An 18,069-nucleotide genomic window follows, 5' to 3' on the forward strand; every position below is an offset into this window, starting at 1 on the left:
GCGGGTGGCCAATACGGCGTCAGCGCCTTATCTATCTCCACTATTTTCAGTGATCTGAAGGTAGCTCTGACGGGGCATCCTGCACTAAGCTCCGCAGGACACAATCTTGCGAATTTGGGACACGAGGGAAAGTATGTATACCCTGACGCGAAGTGCCAGTCTCACCAACTATGAGCCAGTGGCCCGCTCCGTGGGGCTGGATCCATTTCATATGTTGCGACTAGCAAAGCTACCGGTAAGTATCCTTGCCGATCCAAATATCATGATCAGCAGCGACTCGGTTGGAGGGCTGCTGGAGGAGTCAGCGCGCCTGTCCGGCCAAGAAGCCTTTGGCTTGTTGCTTGCCGAGTCGAGACGCCTATCCAACTTTGGCATGGTCGCGGTACTTATCCGCGAAGAACCCACACTACGAGTAGCCTTGTTGTCTTGCACTCGCTACGCCCGGCTGCATAACGCTGGCGTGGAGCTGCGGCTGGAGGATGTCGGGGATCTGGTCCTGCTGCATCTGGGCGTGAACATGCAGGGCCATCACGGCGTCTGGCGCCAGGCGATTGAACAGGCGACCGGTATTATTTTGCGCACATTGAGCATTCTGAGCGGTAATACCTTCCGGCCGGTAAGGGTCAGCTTTACTCACCAAAGCCCTGCCAGCCTGGAAGTCCATCACCGTGTGTTAGGAACAGCTGTCGAGTTTTCCCAGGAGTTCAATGCCATCGTTTGCCGCGCGCGCGATCTGGACATACCAATTCCTACGGCGGACCCCACGCTGCATCGCGAAGTAAAACGAGCGCTGGACATGCAACTGGCTAATCTGCGCGATGAGCCGGCACAGCGGGTACGCCAGATCGTCAGGATGCTGCTGCCGAGTGGACTGTGTTCTGTTGATGAGGTTGCCCGACATTTGGGCGTGCATCGACGCACGCTGAACCGACACTTGGCGGTCGAGGGGCAGAGTGTCACAACGGTCATCAATGCCGTGCGTGCTGAACTCGCCGAAGAATACCTGGCCAACAGCAAACGCCGATTGTATGAGGTCGCCGAACTGCTCGGCTTTTCCTCTGCCGGTGACTTTTCCCGCTGGTTCCGCATCCAGTTTGGTAAGACCCCCTCGGATTGGGCCGCGTCCTACCGAGAGAGCAAGGCGAAACCCGTGCCCCTTTCGCTTCAATAAACAGAAAAATAATTACCATAGTCAGGGACCTGTCCGCTTCAGTCAGGACTACAACCAAACACCTTAAAACAGCCCTCCTAACGCCGCAGGTTCCCAGTTCATGATCACCAACTCACCGCTGACCTCGGCCTTGCCCTGGCGCTGATTGGTCGTGGTGTAACGAATATCCAGCGTCTCAAAGTGAAAGCCCTCGAACACCCGGCGGATGTCGGGGTGGTCGTTGATGCTGACCATCACCCTGCCCTTGCAGCGGCGCATGAAGTCGGCCATACGCTCGTAATTCTCAAACGGAAAATCCACCCCATACCCGGCGGTCTGCCAATACGGCGGGTCCATGTAGTGGAACGTATGGGCACGGTCGTAGCGTTCGGCGCAGTCGAGCCAGGGCAAATTTTCCACGTAGGTGCCCGATAGGCGCTGCCAGGCCGCCGAGAGATTTTCCTCGATGCGCAGCAGGTTGATGGCCGGGCCAGTGGTGGCGGTACCGAAGGTCTGCCCGGTGACCTTGCCGGCAAAAGCATGGTGCTGCAGGTAGAAAAATCGGGCAGCGCGCTGGATGTCCGTGAGGGTTTCCGGGCGGGTCATTTTCTGCCACTCGAATACCTGTCGCGAGCTCAGCGCCCATTTGAACTGGCGCACAAACTCTTCGAGGTGGTTCTGCACCACGCGGTACAGCGTGACCAGGTCGCCGTTGATGTCGTTGAGCACTTCAACAGGCGCCGCCTGCGGTCGCATGAAGTACAGCGCGGCACCGCCGGCAAAAACTTCGACGTAGCATTCATGCGGTGGAAACAGCGGGATAAGGCGATCGGCCAGACGGCGTTTGCCGCCCATCCAAGGGATGATAGGGGTAGACATGGATAGCAAGACCTTTACTGTATAAATAAACAGGTGCTAGGCTCGCTCCGCTTTGTGCACAGAGCAGGAGCCTTGGCGGGACTTGCAGGGACAATCTGCGGGGACGGTGGCCAGGCGGGATGTTGACGCATCCAGACTGGCCGCTCCTTTTACTTTGAGACTCAAACTTCTTTGCCCGGGCACGACTCTCGCGCCCCAGGCAATCAATCCGGCACTTCAAGCACGACTTTCTGCGGCTTGCCGGAGGCCTTGGCCTTGCCCTCCTTGCCACCATTGCACTCTACCGACACCGTCCATCCGGACGGGGTGAAGGTGTGATCGACCGACTCCACCAGGTACTCGCCATCCAGCCCGCGTTTGAAGCCTTGCGCCTTGATCATGATTTCGGCAAACAGGTCGGTCCGGCCCGGCAGGTCGAGGCGCACCGAGGCGGTGGATCGGTTGAACGCGGCCAGGCGCGCCTTGGCCGCTTCGTCAGCAGAGCTTTTATCCGGGTAGAGATGGCGATCGGTGTGCACCGGCGGCAGGCCCTCGGGCACGTTGGGATTGTCCAGGTGCGAGACCAACAATTCTCCGCTGACCGGGTCCTGGTACTGGGTGCTGACCCCTTGATGGGCGCTGCGGTCGCTCAAGCGAAACTGCCAGCGGGTCACGTCATTGCGTTGCAAGGTGATCACACCCAAGGCCTTGCCACTCGCACTCTGACCGCCTTGGCGCGGCAGGACCAGCAGCTTGCCGTCGGCCACCTTGGCGGTGCAGTCGTGTTTTTTGGCCAGACGGGTGATGAAGTTGAAGTCCGACTCATTGAGCTGATCCATGCGCGGCACCCGGGTGTCGACCGGGCACGACGGCTGCCACCCGTTGCGTACGGCCACGTCGCCAACGATCTGCGCCAAGCTGACGTCCTCCCAACTGCCGCTGCGCGTGGTTTTACCGCTGCCGCGCATGTCGCTGGCCTTGCCGCTGATCACCAGCGTGTCCGGCGGACCGGAGACCGCCACCTCATCCACGGTGTAGCGGCCCATGCGGGTCAAGTCGGCGCCGGCATACCCCAGGTAGATCTCGATGCTTGCGCCACGGATGGGCAGCGACACCGCCCCATCGCGGTCATCGATGCGCAATTCAAACGAGTCAGAAGCCATGCCGGGCCGGTCGGACAGCTGCAGCGAGACCAGCCGGTCATTGATCAAGGTGGTGATGTCGGCGCCGTCGGCGACGATACGAAAAAGCGGTTGCATAGCGGTATCCCAGACAGGAAAAAGCCCGCACGCGGCGGGCTGGGTAACGGGATCAATCCCACAACGAAATGACGCTGTCCGTCTCCACCACCAGGTCTGGCAGCGTGATCAGCACGCCGACCCGGAACGGTTGCGGCTCATCGGCCAGGCCCTGATTGGCCGCCAGCACCGCCTCGACGCTGCGGTTCAGGTGGCCGTAATACTGGTGGCACAGGGTGTCGAGCAGATCCCCGTCAGCTGTTCTGCAAGTCATCGCCATAACGGACAAACTCCAATGAAAAGCCTTGCTTGCGCGGAATGGCGCCAGGCAGCAAGGCGCTTTGCTCTTCGTCAATAGTGGTCAAACACCAGTTGCCCAATACCTCGCCATAACCCGTGGTCAGGTTCAGCGGTAGCAACTTTGAACCGATGCTGCGCAGCGTATCCAGTTGCTTCAAGCCGCCTTTGTAGCTTGGGTAGATCGCGCCCTTGATCGTGATTTTCTCCTCACCCAGGCCCACAGCCTGTTGCGCCGGACGCCGGGTCAGACGTTCCTGCGCGGCCCAGCGAAACGTGGTCTGGCGCCGCAGTTCATCGAAGGCGGCGGTGTCCAGGTTGAAGTAATACGGCCGCTCATTGGCCTTGAGCGGATAGATAATCAGCAGGTGCGGGAACGGCTTCACCGCGTCGGATATTGGCGTCATGTCGCCGGCAAACCATTCGGTGGGGAAGATGTTGCCCAGCACGGCATTGGCTTTGCCGGCGACCTTGTTGAACGCCGCGCCAAAGCGGCCAATCTGCTCAGTCAGCGCGGAAAAGTGCTCCTCAAACTGCGCGAGCGCACGCTGGGTCTGGTTATAAAAACTGGCGACCTTGCCGATCTTCGCCTGCGCCGAGTTGATTGCACTTTGCAGACGCCGGGTCTTGTCGCTGAGGTCCTCGCTGATAAACGGCAAGCCTTCCAGCGCATCGGCCGCCCCGCTGATTTCATTGAGCGCGCCATTCATGGGCCCGGTCATCGACTCCAGGTCAGTGCGTCCGGCCTCGCCGGCATCGACCATGTCCTTGAGGCCACCCTGCAAGTGTTGCAGGTAGGTCTTTTCATCCGTCATAGCATTTCCTTAGCCCACGTGGGGCGCATCAAACAACTGGCGGGCACGCGCCTCCCGGGCAAAGTCCTCGAACTGACGGCTCAGGTACGGCATCAACGCTTGGGCCAACTGCGCCGGGTCTTTCACATCGCCTTGCACGGTAATGACCGGGGCCGGGGCGAAGGTGAATTGCTGATCGACCTTCGGCCATTCGGGCGTCTTTGGCGCCGTGGTCGCCATCAACGCCGCTGCCGTCACCGGCGCGACGGGGGCGTTTTCCATCGAGCGTACGACTGCGCCAACGCCCTGGCCGGCGGGCATGGGCAAGATGCCGATCGGCGCTTTGGCAGGCGTGTCCGGCCCGCCAAACAAGGCCTTGCCCATGGTCGCGCCCACGTCACCGCCGCCCCACGCGCCGAGCATGCCGCCGATCACTCCGCCAATCGCGGTCCCAATCAGCGGGAAGACCGAACCGATGGCCGCGCCGGCCGCTGCACCCGCCAAGCCACCGGCCAGGCTACCCGCCGCCCCGCCGTAACCTTCGGCCTTTTCATCGCGGGTGGTGGCGTTGAGGTAAGTGTCCACCACCTGGAAGCCGGCATCGGCCACCGCCACCACCCCGCCCGCTTTCACGCCACGGGACGGCCGACTTGCAGGGCCTTTGCCCTTTCCGCCCTTTCCGCCCTTCCCTTCGTTGCCGAGATCCAGCCCGTCGTCATCGCCGTCATTCGCGTTGGTCACGAAAACCCGCTGGACGATGTTGGACCGGTCGCCGGCCGAACCGCGCGCGATGTTGGCCAGCCCCCGACCGATCTTCAGCGCGGCCCAGGCTTTGCCCAGGACAAGCGCTCCGGCAGTGAGTGCCGCCAGGCCCAGCACCGCCTTGGGCGTTTCCTCGGACAAGGCGGTCAAGCCACGAGAAGCCGCGCCGATGCCGGTGGCCAGCGCATCCGTCGCCGGACGCAGGGCATCACCGATGGCACGCAGCGAATCGTTGAACGCCTGACCGGTTTCGGCCCAACGTTGCGACGAGCTCTCGCGACGTTCGTTCAGGTTTTTGTCGAGAATGTCCTTGCGCGGGCCGTTGGGGTCCGAGGCGCCTTTTTTTAGGTCCGCGTAGAATTTTTTGTTCTGGGTGTACGCCATCAGGGCCGTCTTGACCTGCATGTCGGCAAACAGATCGCCGGTACGCAACGTGGCGGCCAAGGCATCGGCCATCGCTTGCGCCTTGGCCGGGTCCGTCTCCTGGCTGATCTGGGTCAGCCCCTGATTCAGCTGCTTGGCCTTTTTCGGATCGGTCTTTTCCACATACCGGCGCGCCAGTTCGAAGCTGGCCTCGAAGGTCGACAAGCCCTTGCCAATGGCGGCGTTCATCGAGCCCTGATAATCAATCCCGGCATCGGCGTAACCTTTGACCGTTTCCTCCGAACCGATTTTCGCGACCCAGTTTTTCAGGTTGTTCGCCGCTTCATCCGCACTCCCGGCGCTCTTGATCTGCACCTGCAGCATCGCCCCCAGTTGTGTGACCGCCTCCTGCCCGGTGATGCCAGTGCTGGCCATCTGCGCCAACAGCTCCGGAAACCACTTGGCCATGTCGGCCGCCTCGAAACTGCCTTGCTGGCCCAGCAAGGCGACCGACGCCAAGGCCTGTTCCATTTTCTGCGGGTCGGTGATCTTGGCGTTGTTCTGCATCGCCAGAATCATCTTCGCCGTATCCGCGCCCGACGCCCCCTGCCCGACCGCAAACTTGGCAGCCACCGGGGCATATTTCAGCGCTTCGGTCAGCTCCATGCCGCCACCGACCAGCTGGTTCACCAGCTCGGCCACTTGGGTGTTGGCCATGCCGGTGTCCTTTGAGGTCTGAACGATGTCCCGGGCGGTGTTCACTTCCTGCTGGGTATTGGCGGTACCGGACTTGATCGCAATGTCGCGAATGATCGCCTGGAAGTCAGCACTAATTTTGGTTGGCACGGCGGCCAGCGTGGTACCGGCCACCGCGGTGCCGAATCCACTGCGCAGGCTTTCCTGCCCCTCCTGCACTTGGCCCATGCCTTTGGCCTTGAACTCGGCACTGCGCACCACCTTGCCCAGCGCCAGGTACTCCTGACGCAAGCGCCCGACTTCAACACCCTGCTTGCGTAGGCTGCTGGTGTTGGTCTCCAGCTTTCTGAGCAAGGCGTCGGCATTGGCCGCCCCACTGTCATGGGCTTTTTTCCATTCATCGCGCAGACGCATGGTCTCGCCGATGACTTTCTGCAAGCCCTTGGCGCGGGTGGTTTGCGCCTCGAGCTTTTTCATTTCGCCGCTGACGTTCTTGAAGGCGGCGCCGAGTGAAGAATCGACGGCGCCGCCAATCACCAGACCGAGCGAGAGTTTGTTCGCCATGGAGGTTACCTGTGGGAGCGGGGATTAGGCTCAGTCCGTGAGCCACCAGACCATCTCGGAAAACGACAGCCCCTGAATCTCGGCCGCCGAAAAATTCAGCTCGACGGCCAAGCGTTTGGCCAGGGCCTTTTGCAGTCGGGGGTTAAACCCCGTCGTCTGCTCCCAGACGAAAATAAGCGGTCTGCAGACGACGGTAATCACGCATCAGCAGCCCCTCCAGATCGCCACGGCCGATGCTCGCCAGGCTGCAGAACAAGACCATCTCCTGCTCTTCTTGATTGGTACCGCCCTGCAGGGTGGCGGCGCGCATTTCGCGCACCGTCGGCTCACGCAGGGTCAGCTTGTCCACCTTGATGCCGTTGGCCTCGCTCGGTTTGGATAACATGACGTTGGCAATGCCATCGCCCAGTTGCAGCCACTTGGGCAGGACGTTGTCTTTTGCGTTGCTCATGGTGATGCTCCTTACATGCCCAGGGCAGACCGCACGGCGGCCAGTTGGTCGACGCCGTCAATGACACGGATCGAGTTGAGGGGATCGATTTCAAACATCACGCTGCCGTCGATTTCCAGCTTGTAATAGGTCACCGCGACGGCGTACTTGAACTCGCCTTTTTCGCCCGGCTTCCAGTCCCCCGGATCGACTTCCTTGAGCCCGCCACGCAGGGTGGCGACCACTGCCTTGACCGAACCTTTCTCGCCCTTGAAGGCACCGCGGAATGACGCGTTGAATCCGGTCAGATCGGCCTGGCCGAAGAACTTCAGCACCTCGCGACGCACGCCGTTGGTGATGAAGCTGGCCTCCAGCTTTTCCATCCCCATGTCGAGTTCGACCGCCGCGTCCATGCCGCCCGCGCGGTACTCGTCAGTTTTGAGGGTCAGCTTGGGCAGGGTCAGGCTCGGTACATCGCCTTGCAGGCTGATACCGTCGACGAACAGGTTGGTGTTGTAGAGCACTTCCGGAATCATAAAGCGGCCTCCTCAGGCGACAGCACTTGCGGGACCCACTGAGTGGTCACCTCCATGCAGCAGATGGATTGTTCAGTCGGCAGCAGGTCAGGGAAACGAATGCTCCAGTAGGTCTTGCCGGCACTAAGTGCGCTGGCGGTGTTCAGCGCTTCGTCGGCATACACCTCGACATTGATGCTCGCGACCTGGCTCTTCAGGTCGCGGATGAATGCCTGCAGGCCAGCAGTCACGTCCTTGATGTAGGTGTCGGTGGCGCAATCGAAGGCGCATTTATGCGCATGGAGGATGGCGTCCTTGACGATTTCCAGCAGGCGCACATGTGTGCAATCGTCGGTCTTGAGGGTCACTTTGGGAAAAATCATGCAGCGGCCTCCTTAGGCGGCGGTGTCCAGCACTTCAGTGATCCACTGATCGGTCACCTCCACGCGGAAGTTCGGGTTTTCGGCCGGCGGTACGTCGGTGAACCGAATGTTCCAGTACACCTTGCCGTCGCTGAGTTCGCTGGACGTATTCAGCTCTTCGTCGGCATACACCTCGAAGTTGATGATCGCGCCTTGGTTCTTCAGGTCGCGCATGAACGCTTGCAGGCCTTCGGTCACGTCCTTGACATAGGTCGCGGTGATCGAGCGGTCGACGGCCCATTTGTGCGCGTACAGGATGGCGTCCATGACGATATCCAGCGTGCGCACGCGGGTGACGAACTTCCATTTCGCATCGCTGGACAGCGTGCGGTTGCCCCACAAGCGGTAGCCGTCATCGCGAATGATCGTGGTGATGTTGGCGTTGTTCAGCACGTTGGCCCGGCAGGACGGATCGCCGTCGAGAAATTCGATCGGGCGCGTGGTGCCGGTGATGCCGACAAATTCCTTGTTCGATGGCGAGGCCCAGAAACCGTAGGTGGCATCGGTCCAGGCAAACAAGCCAGCAGTCCAGGCTGAAGCCGGTGCGTTGACGGTGGCACTGGCCCCGGTGTCCCAGAACTGCACACCCGGATCGACCATGTAGGCGTGTTTGCTGCCGAAGTTTTCGGCATAGGCGATCGCCGCTTCGTCGGTGGTGTTCGGACCGTCGAGGATGGCCATGGCCCGCATCTTGTCGCCCAGTGCCACCAGTTCGGTGGCCACTGCCAGCGTCGACGAGTACCCCGGAGTCACCAACAACCGTGGTTGGGCGTTGAACTTGCTTTTGCCGTTGAGCAACGCCTGCATGCCGGTCCGGGTGCCGTCGGCCCAAACCCCGCCGATGATCGCGGAAAGCTGCTCCGCCGGGTCGTCCAGCAGCGGCACACCGACGGCGACAATCACCGCCTTGGCCCGCTTGAAAATAGCCTTGCAGTCCTGGGTGATCGCGGCGTCCGGCCCCCAGGCAGCCACCGCTTCGCTTTCGCGGGTGATCAGCAGCAATTCGTTGGCGGCGGCCGTGGCCGGCGGCCCCACGGTGAAGGTGTTGCACAAGCCGATGATTGACGCGGACGGGGTGGCGATATGCCGTGCCCCGGTGTCCACCAGGGTCACGGTGACGCCGTGAAAAAAACTCATAGAGTGATACTCCAGAAACGAAAAAGCCCCGCAGGTGCGAGGCAGTGGGAATGTTCTGTGTGATGCGTCAGGGGTGCAGACAGGACAGCGCGGCCGCGCTGGCAAACGGTTCAACGTAGCAACGGTGTCGTGGAGTTAGAGAAAAGATGCGTTCGGTCGCACCTACTCCAACCCAATTACAGGAAGCAGAAACAAGCTATTACAGTTGCCGCGTCGCCACTCGTCTCACCTACCCCTAGACTCCGCGCGGGGCACAAGAGTGCTGCTTGATACGCAGGATGCTAGACCGGCCACGGTCAGGGAGCCAGGCAGCATCTCGCGCCCCTTCATGTGTTTCTTGTAACTCATCACACTGTTATTTTTGCCGCTAGCGCCCCGTACAGAGGCCTAGCGGTTTTTTTTTGCGCTACTGATCCGGTTTGACCGGCCACTCCATCGTCCGTGGCCAACCCGCTTGCTGCGGCACTTCGCTGAGTTCGATGCGGTAAAACTTCCAGGCATTCAAGCCCTCGACCTGCTCGGCAGTGGCCACGCCCAGATCGACCGCATCCTGCAGCGGCGCCACCGCCAGGCCAGCTTCGTGCATCAGCCGTTGATGCTGAGCCCGTGCCGCCGGCAACAAGGCCGCGTCCGAGGGCGGCTCATACGCAGCGATCTCGCCATACTCACCCGCGACTACACCCGCATAGATCTCCGGGCCGTAACTGGTCGAGTCGTCGGGTGTGGCGGTGAAGGGAATAGCGCCCAGCTCTTCGGTGACCAGCACCAGGTTGATGGCTGTGTGGGCTGCATCAGCCCATTGCGGGGTCAACACATCGGTGTAATTCATCAGGCAACCCTCTTACAAACAGTTGTTGAATAGATATTGCCTGTGGAATCATTTGCAGAACCTCCCAACACCATCCAAGTGCCCGAAGGGGTGCCAAAGTTCGCGCCTCCGGCGTTTGAATAGCCCATATTGCCGCCCGCTACTAGAGTTCCCGGCCCCAATATGCCAGAGCCTATGTTTACGACAACAATAAACAGCCCATAGGTGCCCACGTCGCCTAATCCCAAATTAGCGTTAGCCCAGCGCACTTTATCTGTACCAACGGAGTCGGTCCATATTGCACCTAAATCTGTCGAATCCACTGTAGCGCGTAATTGACCCTCACTGCCCCAGCCAATATAGATCTTGTTTGAGCCTTGTCCGCCGCCCCCGCCTTGTTGCACGGGAGGAAAACCTAATGCAGGTTGATAATGCGCCGGATTAAAATTGGTTTCGGTCCATATCGCCCCGTGATCCCACGCATCAACCTGTATTCTTATTTGGCTCGAGTCCGATCGATAGCCAATGTAGATTTTGTTGGTTTCCTGACCCGATCCCCCGCCTTGTTGAACGGGAGTAAATCCGAGGGCAGGTTGATACGCCCCAGGATTAAAGTTGCCAGTATCCCAACTGGTAACCCATGCGCTCCACGCATTGCCGGAAATAAGGGCGCGCGTATAGAGAGTGCCAGTGTTATTTGCGATCATTAGTTGAGTGACGACATCCGCCCCTTCCATCACCAACAACGTTGAATACGCGGATATAACATTCGGCCCCGTATTTACCCGGTAAACCCCCGCATTAACAATGGTATCAATGTCGGTTCCATCCGCAACAAAGATGCCACCCTGGCCCCAGCCATATGCCCCCGCGAGCAATACACGGCCTGGGGTGTCATCTTGGAGAGAGGTTTGTTTAACCAGATTGCTGGAATCCCACAGGCTCTGCCAGTCGCCCCAGGTGCCGGTGGCATAGTCCCCGGTGCGGAAACGATAGACGCTCGCGCTGTTCGCCACCCGCGCCTCTTGATAGGCCAGGTTGCCAAACGATCGTTCGACGTGGACCACCAGCCCATGATCACTGCCGGAGATGTTCGGACGGTTCAGGGTGTCGGCCGTATAGGTATAGGTGCCACCAACCTGCGCGGCGTTGAAGTCATCGCCTGGTAAATTGGGGGCTACTCCCCCGACACCAAATGCACCGTTGAGCAGCACGCGCCCCGCCGTGGCGTCCCAGGTGCTCGACTGTTTAACCAGTGAGCCACTGTCCCACTGGGTTTTCCAGGCGGACCAACCGGAAGCATTGGAGCCACGGGTGAACATCACGCCGGAGTTGCACTGAATGATCAGCTGCAACAGAACGTCCCGACCGACACCGACGATCATGACCGAATTGGCGAGCCCTGCCGGACCATGAGTTGGCGTGCCTTCGATGCGATAGAACCCGGCCGTGCGAACGGTATCGAGGTCAGTACCATCCTCCAGACTGATGCCCGCACCGCCCAACCCGAAGGCCCCCACCTTCATCAACGCATTCACCGTAACGTCATCCAGATCGGTCTGCACATCAGAGGTCGCGGCGGTTCCCAGCCCAAGGTTGTCGCGAGCCTCAGCCACATCCTCGACATCGGCGAGGTTTTCGTTCGCCGCCAGGGCATCGGTGATGCCGTAGCCGTCCAGGGTGGTCGGGTTGGTGCCCGCGATTACAAGCCCAAGGGCATCGACGGTGACACTGCGAAACGTGCCCACACCGACCCCGCTGCCACCCGCGATCATTTCAAACTGCAAGCCGGTGGTGTCGAGGGTGATCGGCGCGTCGGTGACCAACTGCCAGAGGCTGTCGCCGTTGGTCGTGCCCTGCTCGACGTGGATAAACAACCCCGGGGTCACTTCCAGGCTGTGGTCGGCATCAGCGGCCCGCGTCCAGCCGTCGGCGCTGACCACATACAGGCCGTTGTCCTGGGCTTCTGCCTGTGCGGCCACCAGCACGCGGTCACCGACGACCACGGCCACGTCATCGATGGTCTGCACATTGCTCAGGGTGATGGCGGCCGTGGCCGCCACCCGCGCTGACTGTTTGTGATCGAGCTTGGCCAGCGCTTCGCTGATCGCGGTGTCGACGTATTCACGGGTGGCCAAGACCACCGCCGGGTCGATCTTCAGCACGATGTTTGCCGAGCTGCTGACGATGAAGTTCATCCGCACCACTTGAGTCTTGCCACTGCCTTGGTCGAGCAACGGTTTATAACTCGGCGCGCAATTGGCCACCGCCACCAGGTCGCCGTCGACATCGTACAGGCCGATCTCGCGAATCCATTCACCGCCGACTTCCGGCGGAATGATCTGCTCGGTGATCACGGTGTTGGGATTGGCCGGATCGACGCGGATCTGGTTGATCGGCGCCCGGCGCCATTCGTTGATCAACTGGGTTTGCAGGCGATCGGGAATCGGGTCGGTGCCGTTGGCATCGCCCAAGCCCATCTCGGTGAACATCCAGTCCAGGCCCATGGCGATGGCATTGGCATGCTTGGCTTCACCGACCGCTGTGAGGATGGCAAAAAACTGACTGGTCTTATCAATCATAGGGATAAACGTCCAAAGTATCGGTTTCATCGACGCAGAGCGCCGGGCCAAAAGAACCGGTCACGTCGATGTCTTGCGGGGCCGGTGGGTACACGTCGATCTCCTCGCCTTCTTGCACGCACACGGCAATGCCCAGGACCCCCTCGGTCTGCAGACTGAGCGCCAGGTTGGTCATGTGTCGGCTGACCGGGCGGGCGTCGTCGATCAGCCACGCCAGTTCCTCGTACAGTTCCTCGGTGATGCCGGCGTCATTCAGGCCCACCTCCAGAGCGAAGGTACCGGGCGCGCCTTCCGGCACGGTGTCGAACCATTCCACGACGTCGATCAGATAGCCCAAAGGCTCGACCACCCGCCGCAGCGAGCCGATGGTGCCTTTGCGTGCATGCACGTCGTACGCCGAACGGATCGCCGTGCGCTTGGCTTCCTGGGTCCAGTTATTGTTCCAGCGGTCCACCGACCAGGCCGACGCCAGGTACGGCAACAGGTGTTCCGGGCAGGTGTCGGCGTTGTACAAACTGCGCAGCGGGATCAGCGTGTTTTCGTAATTGGCCGCTTCCACGGCCAGCTCCAGCGGCGTGCTGTTGAGCGGTAACTGAGTACTCATGTCAGGCCCCCAGCGTCACGCTGTAGCCGGTGCAATACGCCGCCTCGGCCTTACTCGGTTTGAGATCGGTCCAGCCCAGCAGCTCGACCCGGGCGATGCCGGGAATGTGCAATTGCGCATCGATGCCCGAGCGCGCGACTTCCAGACCCAAGCGGCGGCGTGGGTTGATCCACTCGCTCAGGCGTTTCTGGCTTTCGGCCAGGTAGGCTTCGTTTTCGGGTCCCGGTGCCTGCGGATACAGCACTGCTTCAATGCGGTAGTCGATGACCACGGCACTCTGCACCGTGAGCCGATCCGCCACCGGCCGCACGTCCTCGTCATTGAGGTGCAGGCGGACTTCTTCCAGCAGTTCCGGCGAGGCCGCGCCACTGCCTTCCAGGCTGAGCACGGTGACCACCACCACGGCCGGTGACGGACTTTCCGCCGTGGCATCGGCCACCAGACCCGAGGCGTTGCGCGCATGCAGGATGTAGCTGTTGCGCGGCCCGGCGGTGGTCAGCCCTTCATACGACAGCTGCACCCGCTCGCGCAGGGCATCGTCTTCCTCAAGCACCTGTGGCGTCGGCGGCACCGTGCTCGGATCTCCCGCCTGAATCACCAGGCGTTGCAGGTTGACGTTCGCCGCCAGGTGATCGAGGTCGGCCCGCTCGGCGTGGGCCAACAGCAAGGCCTTGCCCGCGTCGTTGACCCGCGCCCGGTTCTGCAAGGCGCCATACGCGGCCTGCTCGATCAGCTTGAGCACCGGATCGCTTTCCAGCTCCGCGCTCCAGTTGTCGCCCATGCTCAGGCGGAAGGCTTCCAGTTTCTCCTGGTACACCTCCTCAAAGTCGAGGTCTTCCAGCACTTGCGGCGGCGGCAGGGCCGCCAGTTCCATGGTCATGCGGACACCTCCAAAGTCACGTCGCTGCCCAGGTACTGCCCGGTCAGCTCAAAGGTGATACGCCCGTCGAGGAAGGCCACCGCGCGCACGCGGCCCAGTTTCAGGCGTGGCTCCCAACGCCCGAGCGTGCTGGCCACTTCCGCCTGAACGGCACTTTTCCAGCCGTCATTCACCGGCAGGTCGACAAAGCGCCGCAGCTTGCTGCCGTACTCCGGGCGCATGCGCCGGCTGCCCAGCGGCGTGGACAAGATGTCCTCAATGGACTGGCGCAGGTGATCGAGGCCGGAAATGAGTTGGCCGGTGCGGCGGTCCAGTCCGATCATCCCGATCATTCGATCAGCCCTCGACCGCAACAAAATCCTTGCGACCCTGCAAATACTCGAGCGCCACCGTGTCATCCGAGGCCACCGCGACCTGCCCCTTTTCCACTTTCAAGGTGCGCCCGGCCTCCAGCAGGACCAGTACCCGCGAGGTGTACAGCGTGTCGCGAAAGAAGCTCAGCGTGGCCGGCGCGGGCGCCTCACTGGCGGCTGAGACTTCCTTGGTTTTGCTTATCATGGTTTTTCTCCAGGCATGAAAAAGCCCGCACGCGGCGGGCTGTAGTGAAAGAGCCGGCAAACTTCAACGCGATGTAGAGCGAATGGCTTCAACCAGCTCGGTCGCCAACTCGGTCGAATTGCCAGATCCGGATAGATAAACGTTCACGACCGGTGCAACAGGCTCAACTCGTCGCACATAGTCGCCACTGCTCAACACCATGACCAACGCACGAGCAATAACCTTCGGTGACGTGGGACCACTCAGAATTTTCTCCCAGGCCTGTAGCATTCGTGCGGCATCGTAGGTCCGGTCAATTTGCCCCCTGATCAGCGGAACGATCCCGCACTCTGACATTTCTTGTGCTACAGCTTCGCTCTTATCGGTCATAACTTTTCTCAATGTTGATGGTTTGGGGTATTGCCGCCGGTATCAATGATCATCCCCTCACTGTTGATGTCGCCGGATACGTTCAGCCCACCGTCGATGCTCACCTCACCCACCAGGGTGATCTGGCTAGCCATCACCCGGATTTGCTCCGGCGTCACTTCAAACTGCGAGCCCCCGACCGTGATGGTCGCGCGGCTGCCGTCAGGTAACGCGATGCTGTAGCTGCCGGCTTCCCAGTCGTAGACCAGTGAGCCGCCATCGTCGAAGTACCAGGCCTCGACGTGATCGCGGTTGTCCGGTGGCGTGCCAGCGTTGCCATACAGCCCCGGGATAAAGGTGCCCATGGCCGGATCACCGCTCGGGCTGAACAGCGCGCCCTGCTCATTCAGGCTCGGTGCGCGCCAATGGCGAGCCTTGCCCGCCGCCAGGCTGTGCCAACGCACCCAGGCACTGACCCAGGTACCGGCCTTGACCCGCACCCGGCCGGCCAACAGATCGATGCCGACCACCACGCAGGGCATCAGCATCGCGGCAATCATCCGGTCGTGTTCGGCGCTGGCGTATCCCATGCCAGATCCTCCGGTTGAAAATAGTGGTCTTCATTGCCGGTACCGGTGCAGCCATCGACGTTCAGGTACAGCGTGCCGGGCGGCTCGACCGGCCATAGCCACTCGACTTCGCCGAGGTAGATCTGCTGGGTCCACTCCACCATCCACACGGTGTAACCATCCAGCTCCGGCTTGGTCCAGTCCTGACGCGAGGCCACGAACTGCGCCTGTTCGACGCTGTCCAGGCCCCAGGTCTGCCCCCGCAGGAGGATCGCTATTTGCGCCGCCAGTTGCGCACCCAGTTGCTGATGACGAGCCAACTCGGGCGCGACAATGACTCGCGCTTCAAAGCGCTGGACCAGCACCGTTTCACCGGTACCGATGTCTTGCCCGGGTTCAAATTCAACCGGTTCCAGAAACACCGCCGGCAATGCCACCCGGTCCTGAATGTCGGGGCAGGTCGCGACAAAGCGCACCGTCGGCAGCGCTTGGCGCAGGTGTTCCTCGATGGCGGCGTACAGCGCATCCAGCGAAAAGGCAGGATCAGACACGGGCACTCCCCTTCAGGTACTTATGCAGTTCAAAGTTCATTTCCTGCTTAAACACCACCAGCAGGCGTTCATCCGCTTTGTTGGCCCAGGTGTAAAAAGGCTCTTCCGCGTCCTCGAGCGAAACCTTGGCCTTGGCCAGTGGAAAACGATTGTCGTTTTCCGCGATCCAGCCCGAGCTGGGGCCGCCGGTGGACGCGCTGCTGCCGGGATAGTCATCCGGGTTGAAGTGCTTGCTGGAAGTGCGAATCCAGATATCGGCCTTGTTGCCATACACGCGTTTATAAAACGCGCCCTGGTAACGCCGCCCCGCCACCGAGACACCGGCCTTCCCCTGACGGGGATTGCCTATCCGGCTGGCGTCCATAGGGTTGGTGCCGAACCAGAGCTTGCCCAATTGCCCCTGGCTTTTAATGGGATAGCTACGCAGACGCTGCCGTACCGCCCGCACGGCAATCCGCTCCTGCTTGCTGACATCGCGCGCCATGTGCGTGGCCAGCCAGCCCAAGGTCTTGTTGATCGCCCGCCGTTGCGCCGCCGCGACCGCTTTGGGCACCACCTTGGCCAGACTGTCGAAGGCCTGCATATCCTTGGCCAAGAGCTGCAGCGAAACCGGCACGGCACTCATGCTTTTAACCTCAGAACCAAGCCCACCAGACCATCACCCGCCGGTTCAAGGTGAATCAGGGTGTACTCGCCACCACCGTCCAGGGCAGGCAACTCGATCTGTACCGTCTGCGTTTTTTCCACGCCCGCCGCATCGGCCACCCGAATGTGAAAACACGGCTCGCGCAGGCCAGTGTTCAAGCGTCCGATTTTGGGCTGCAACCAGGGCGCCGAGAACATGCCCAGCACGCGGCGACCCTCGATGTAGCCGACATCGGCCAGGGTGTCGAACACCACGCTGTCGATTTCCGCGACCAGGTCTCGAAAGGCCATGGTCAGAGCGTCAGCAGGATCTGCGCCCGAGGACGGGTGCACAGGTGCAGCGGGTTGGACTGAGCCTCACCGGCCATGCCCTTATTGAACGGCATGGGCTCCAGCTTGCTGTAATACGGCAGGCCTTGGGTGTTGGCGGTCTCCATGTAGTCCGCCGGAGCAAAGCAGGAGATGTACAGATCCGGCACGCCTTCAGGAATCAACAAGGCTTGATCGTCATGGATAAAGGTCACGCCGGCGATGCGCCCGCGGTAGCGCTCCCAGACAATGCCGCCGAGCTCGAAGCTGTCCCGCGCATCACCGCGCAACTCGGCTGCCTGGATCGTATTGAGATAGGTTTCTTCAACCGATTTGTGCGTGATCAGCTTGTTCCAGAAGTTCTTGCCGCAGAACGCTCGCGCCCCGGAGCTGGTGACACTGCCGAGTTCGTCATCCTGCATGTCCAATGCTTCGGCGCACTTGACCCGAATCTTGGTGGCCGAGTCATTCAGGCCCATGGACAGGTTTTGTTGCTGCACACCAAACGCCTGATAGATGTTCAGCAGGACCGTCGAGCCGTCTGCGTCCAGTACCAAGCCGTTCAGCGCGCCCATGCGTTGGAATTCATGGGTGGCGTCGAGCTGACGCTTGGCTTTGCTCAGGCGCGTATTCACTACGCCCTGCACAGCCTGCAGTTCGGTCGTCGTACCAAAGGCACGAATGCCCTGAATTTCGTCGGCTTTGATGGCGAAGCGTTGCGGCAGGTGCACGGTATTGAACGGGATCATCTGACGCTTGCTGGCGCCCACGACCAGCCCCGAGGTGCCACGCTCACCCGCCGGCACCAGTGCCAGGGTGTTGCCGTCCTTTTCGATCTGCACGGTCAGGGTGGTGATGCCCTCTTCACGAAACAGGCCCAGGCTGCTGATGCGGCCCGGCAGGTATTCCTGCTCATTGATCGCCGCAGTCAGCGAGGACACGGAAAAAACGTCGTCGGTAAAAATGCCAATATCGGCCATGAAAGGACT

The 18,069-nt window shown here is 61.0% G+C and carries 22 protein-coding genes; 1 reads left to right on the forward strand and 21 read right to left on the reverse strand.

The window, feature by feature from the left end; all coding sequences use genetic code 11:
- Window positions 1-133: 133 nt before the first annotated feature.
- Window positions 134-1,171, forward strand: coding sequence for an AraC family transcriptional regulator (locus AC3ISI_RS17825; protein ID WP_489333123.1), 1,038 nt, complete (start codon window positions 134-136; stop codon window positions 1,169-1,171).
- A gap of 63 nt (window positions 1,172-1,234) precedes the next feature.
- Here AC3ISI_RS17825 and AC3ISI_RS17830 read toward each other — a convergent pair whose 3' ends face one another.
- The 21 genes from AC3ISI_RS17830 to AC3ISI_RS17930 form a co-directional block, all read right to left on the reverse strand.
- Window positions 1,235-2,029, reverse strand: coding sequence for a DNA adenine methylase (locus AC3ISI_RS17830; protein WP_489333124.1), 795 nt, complete (start codon window positions 2,027-2,029; stop codon window positions 1,235-1,237).
- A 203-nt stretch (window positions 2,030-2,232) separates the two neighbouring features.
- Window positions 2,233-3,267: a phage late control D family protein gene (locus tag AC3ISI_RS17835; protein ID WP_489333125.1), complete on the reverse strand. Its 1,035-nt coding sequence runs from the start codon at window positions 3,265-3,267 to the stop codon at window positions 2,233-2,235.
- Between the two features lie 52 nt (window positions 3,268-3,319).
- Entirely contained in the window at window positions 3,320-3,526 is a 207-nt protein-coding gene (locus AC3ISI_RS17840; protein WP_489333126.1) for a tail protein X, read from the reverse strand.
- The gene (locus AC3ISI_RS17845) at window positions 3,501-4,358 is read right to left on the reverse strand and encodes a phage tail protein (protein WP_489333127.1); all 858 of its coding nucleotides are present in this window, start codon (window positions 4,356-4,358) and stop codon (window positions 3,501-3,503) included. The genes AC3ISI_RS17840 and AC3ISI_RS17845 overlap by 26 nt, the downstream gene beginning before the upstream one ends.
- Before the next feature lie 9 nt (window positions 4,359-4,367).
- Complete coding sequence (locus tag AC3ISI_RS17850) at window positions 4,368-6,722, reverse strand: phage tail tape measure protein (RefSeq protein ID WP_489333128.1); 2,355 nt, start codon at window positions 6,720-6,722, stop codon at window positions 4,368-4,370.
- Window positions 6,723-6,864: 142 nt separating this feature from the next.
- Window positions 6,865-7,173 (reverse strand): phage tail assembly protein, encoded by a 309-nt coding sequence (locus AC3ISI_RS17855; RefSeq protein WP_489333129.1) that lies wholly within the window; start codon window positions 7,171-7,173, stop codon window positions 6,865-6,867.
- A gap of 11 nt (window positions 7,174-7,184) precedes the next feature.
- Window positions 7,185-7,688 (reverse strand): phage major tail tube protein, encoded by a 504-nt coding sequence (locus AC3ISI_RS17860; protein ID WP_223512645.1) that lies wholly within the window; start codon window positions 7,686-7,688, stop codon window positions 7,185-7,187.
- The gene (locus tag AC3ISI_RS17865) at window positions 7,685-8,050 is read right to left on the reverse strand and encodes a hypothetical protein (RefSeq protein WP_489333131.1); all 366 of its coding nucleotides are present in this window, start codon (window positions 8,048-8,050) and stop codon (window positions 7,685-7,687) included. The genes AC3ISI_RS17860 and AC3ISI_RS17865 overlap by 4 nt, the downstream gene beginning before the upstream one ends.
- 12 nt (window positions 8,051-8,062) lie before the next feature.
- Window positions 8,063-9,226 (reverse strand): phage tail sheath subtilisin-like domain-containing protein, encoded by a 1,164-nt coding sequence (locus AC3ISI_RS17870; protein WP_489333132.1) that lies wholly within the window; start codon window positions 9,224-9,226, stop codon window positions 8,063-8,065.
- 406 nt (window positions 9,227-9,632) lie between these two features.
- A complete protein-coding gene (locus tag AC3ISI_RS17875; RefSeq protein WP_489333133.1) occupies window positions 9,633-10,055 on the reverse strand; it encodes a tail fiber assembly protein in 423 nt (140 codons plus the stop codon).
- Entirely contained in the window at window positions 10,055-12,616 is a 2,562-nt protein-coding gene (locus tag AC3ISI_RS17880; RefSeq protein WP_489333134.1) for a phage tail-collar fiber domain-containing protein, read from the reverse strand. The genes AC3ISI_RS17875 and AC3ISI_RS17880 overlap by 1 nt, the downstream gene beginning before the upstream one ends.
- Window positions 12,609-13,220, reverse strand: a complete 612-nt coding sequence (locus AC3ISI_RS17885) for a phage tail protein I (protein ID WP_489333135.1) — start codon at window positions 13,218-13,220, stop codon at window positions 12,609-12,611. Before AC3ISI_RS17885 ends, AC3ISI_RS17880 begins: the two co-directional genes overlap by 8 nt.
- Before the next feature lies 1 nt (window position 13,221).
- Window positions 13,222-14,100 (reverse strand): baseplate assembly protein, encoded by an 879-nt coding sequence (locus tag AC3ISI_RS17890; RefSeq protein WP_489333136.1) that lies wholly within the window; start codon window positions 14,098-14,100, stop codon window positions 13,222-13,224.
- Window positions 14,097-14,423: a GPW/gp25 family protein gene (locus tag AC3ISI_RS17895; protein ID WP_489337745.1), complete on the reverse strand. Its 327-nt coding sequence runs from the start codon at window positions 14,421-14,423 to the stop codon at window positions 14,097-14,099. Before AC3ISI_RS17895 ends, AC3ISI_RS17890 begins: the two co-directional genes overlap by 4 nt.
- Window positions 14,424-14,436: 13 nt before the next feature.
- On the reverse strand, window positions 14,437-14,658 hold the full coding sequence (locus AC3ISI_RS17900; protein ID WP_489333137.1) for a hypothetical protein: 222 nt from the start codon (window positions 14,656-14,658) through the stop codon (window positions 14,437-14,439).
- A 63-nt stretch (window positions 14,659-14,721) separates the two neighbouring features.
- Window positions 14,722-15,027 carry a hypothetical protein gene (locus tag AC3ISI_RS17905; protein WP_489333138.1) on the reverse strand — a complete coding sequence of 102 codons (306 nt, stop codon included), beginning with the start codon at window positions 15,025-15,027 and terminating at the stop codon, window positions 14,722-14,724.
- An 8-nt stretch (window positions 15,028-15,035) separates the two neighbouring features.
- Complete coding sequence (locus tag AC3ISI_RS17910) at window positions 15,036-15,596, reverse strand: phage baseplate assembly protein V (RefSeq protein WP_489333139.1); 561 nt, start codon at window positions 15,594-15,596, stop codon at window positions 15,036-15,038.
- Window positions 15,563-16,126, reverse strand: coding sequence for a hypothetical protein (locus tag AC3ISI_RS17915; protein WP_489333140.1), 564 nt, complete (start codon window positions 16,124-16,126; stop codon window positions 15,563-15,565). Before AC3ISI_RS17915 ends, AC3ISI_RS17910 begins: the two co-directional genes overlap by 34 nt.
- A complete protein-coding gene (locus AC3ISI_RS17920; RefSeq protein WP_489333141.1) occupies window positions 16,119-16,751 on the reverse strand; it encodes a phage tail protein in 633 nt (210 codons plus the stop codon). Before AC3ISI_RS17920 ends, AC3ISI_RS17915 begins: the two co-directional genes overlap by 8 nt.
- Window positions 16,748-17,062: a head-tail joining protein gene (locus tag AC3ISI_RS17925; RefSeq protein WP_489333142.1), complete on the reverse strand. Its 315-nt coding sequence runs from the start codon at window positions 17,060-17,062 to the stop codon at window positions 16,748-16,750. The genes AC3ISI_RS17920 and AC3ISI_RS17925 overlap by 4 nt, the downstream gene beginning before the upstream one ends.
- A 2-nt stretch (window positions 17,063-17,064) precedes the next feature.
- Window positions 17,065-18,060 carry a major capsid protein gene (locus AC3ISI_RS17930; RefSeq protein WP_489333143.1) on the reverse strand — a complete coding sequence of 332 codons (996 nt, stop codon included), beginning with the start codon at window positions 18,058-18,060 and terminating at the stop codon, window positions 17,065-17,067.
- Window positions 18,061-18,069 lie beyond the last annotated feature (9 nt).

It is taken from the genome of Pseudomonas sp. GL_139_B (genome assembly GCF_057834475.1).

Bases quoted from the DNA above. Each gene is read 5' to 3' on its own strand.
- AC3ISI_RS17825 (WP_489333123.1), top strand. From the start codon at position 134: ATGTATACCCTGACGCGAAGTGCCAGTCTCACCAACTATGAGCCAGTG.
- AC3ISI_RS17830 (WP_489333124.1), bottom strand. From the start codon at position 2,029: ATGTCTACCCCTATCATCCCTTGGATGGGCGGCAAACGCCGTCTGGCC.
- AC3ISI_RS17835 (WP_489333125.1), bottom strand. From the start codon at position 3,267: ATGCAACCGCTTTTTCGTATCGTCGCCGACGGCGCCGACATCACCACC.
- AC3ISI_RS17840 (WP_489333126.1), bottom strand. From the start codon at position 3,526: ATGGCGATGACTTGCAGAACAGCTGACGGGGATCTGCTCGACACCCTG.
- AC3ISI_RS17845 (WP_489333127.1), bottom strand. From the start codon at position 4,358: ATGACGGATGAAAAGACCTACCTGCAACACTTGCAGGGTGGCCTCAAG.
- AC3ISI_RS17850 (WP_489333128.1), bottom strand. From the start codon at position 6,722: ATGGCGAACAAACTCTCGCTCGGTCTGGTGATTGGCGGCGCCGTCGAT.
- AC3ISI_RS17855 (WP_489333129.1), bottom strand. From the start codon at position 7,173: ATGAGCAACGCAAAAGACAACGTCCTGCCCAAGTGGCTGCAACTGGGC.
- AC3ISI_RS17860 (WP_223512645.1), bottom strand. From the start codon at position 7,688: ATGATTCCGGAAGTGCTCTACAACACCAACCTGTTCGTCGACGGTATC.
- AC3ISI_RS17865 (WP_489333131.1), bottom strand. From the start codon at position 8,050: ATGATTTTTCCCAAAGTGACCCTCAAGACCGACGATTGCACACATGTG.
- AC3ISI_RS17870 (WP_489333132.1), bottom strand. From the start codon at position 9,226: ATGAGTTTTTTTCACGGCGTCACCGTGACCCTGGTGGACACCGGGGCA.
- AC3ISI_RS17875 (WP_489333133.1), bottom strand. From the start codon at position 10,055: ATGAATTACACCGATGTGTTGACCCCGCAATGGGCTGATGCAGCCCAC.
- AC3ISI_RS17880 (WP_489333134.1), bottom strand. From the start codon at position 12,616: ATGATTGATAAGACCAGTCAGTTTTTTGCCATCCTCACAGCGGTCGGT.
- AC3ISI_RS17885 (WP_489333135.1), bottom strand. From the start codon at position 13,220: ATGAGTACTCAGTTACCGCTCAACAGCACGCCGCTGGAGCTGGCCGTG.
- AC3ISI_RS17890 (WP_489333136.1), bottom strand. From the start codon at position 14,100: ATGACCATGGAACTGGCGGCCCTGCCGCCGCCGCAAGTGCTGGAAGAC.
- AC3ISI_RS17895 (WP_489337745.1), bottom strand. From the start codon at position 14,423: ATGATCGGACTGGACCGCCGCACCGGCCAACTCATTTCCGGCCTCGAT.
- AC3ISI_RS17900 (WP_489333137.1), bottom strand. From the start codon at position 14,658: ATGATAAGCAAAACCAAGGAAGTCTCAGCCGCCAGTGAGGCGCCCGCG.
- AC3ISI_RS17905 (WP_489333138.1), bottom strand. From the start codon at position 15,027: ATGACCGATAAGAGCGAAGCTGTAGCACAAGAAATGTCAGAGTGCGGG.
- AC3ISI_RS17910 (WP_489333139.1), bottom strand. From the start codon at position 15,596: ATGGGATACGCCAGCGCCGAACACGACCGGATGATTGCCGCGATGCTG.
- AC3ISI_RS17920 (WP_489333141.1), bottom strand. From the start codon at position 16,751: ATGAGTGCCGTGCCGGTTTCGCTGCAGCTCTTGGCCAAGGATATGCAG.
- AC3ISI_RS17925 (WP_489333142.1), bottom strand. From the start codon at position 17,062: ATGGCCTTTCGAGACCTGGTCGCGGAAATCGACAGCGTGGTGTTCGAC.
- AC3ISI_RS17930 (WP_489333143.1), bottom strand. From the start codon at position 18,060: ATGGCCGATATTGGCATTTTTACCGACGACGTTTTTTCCGTGTCCTCG.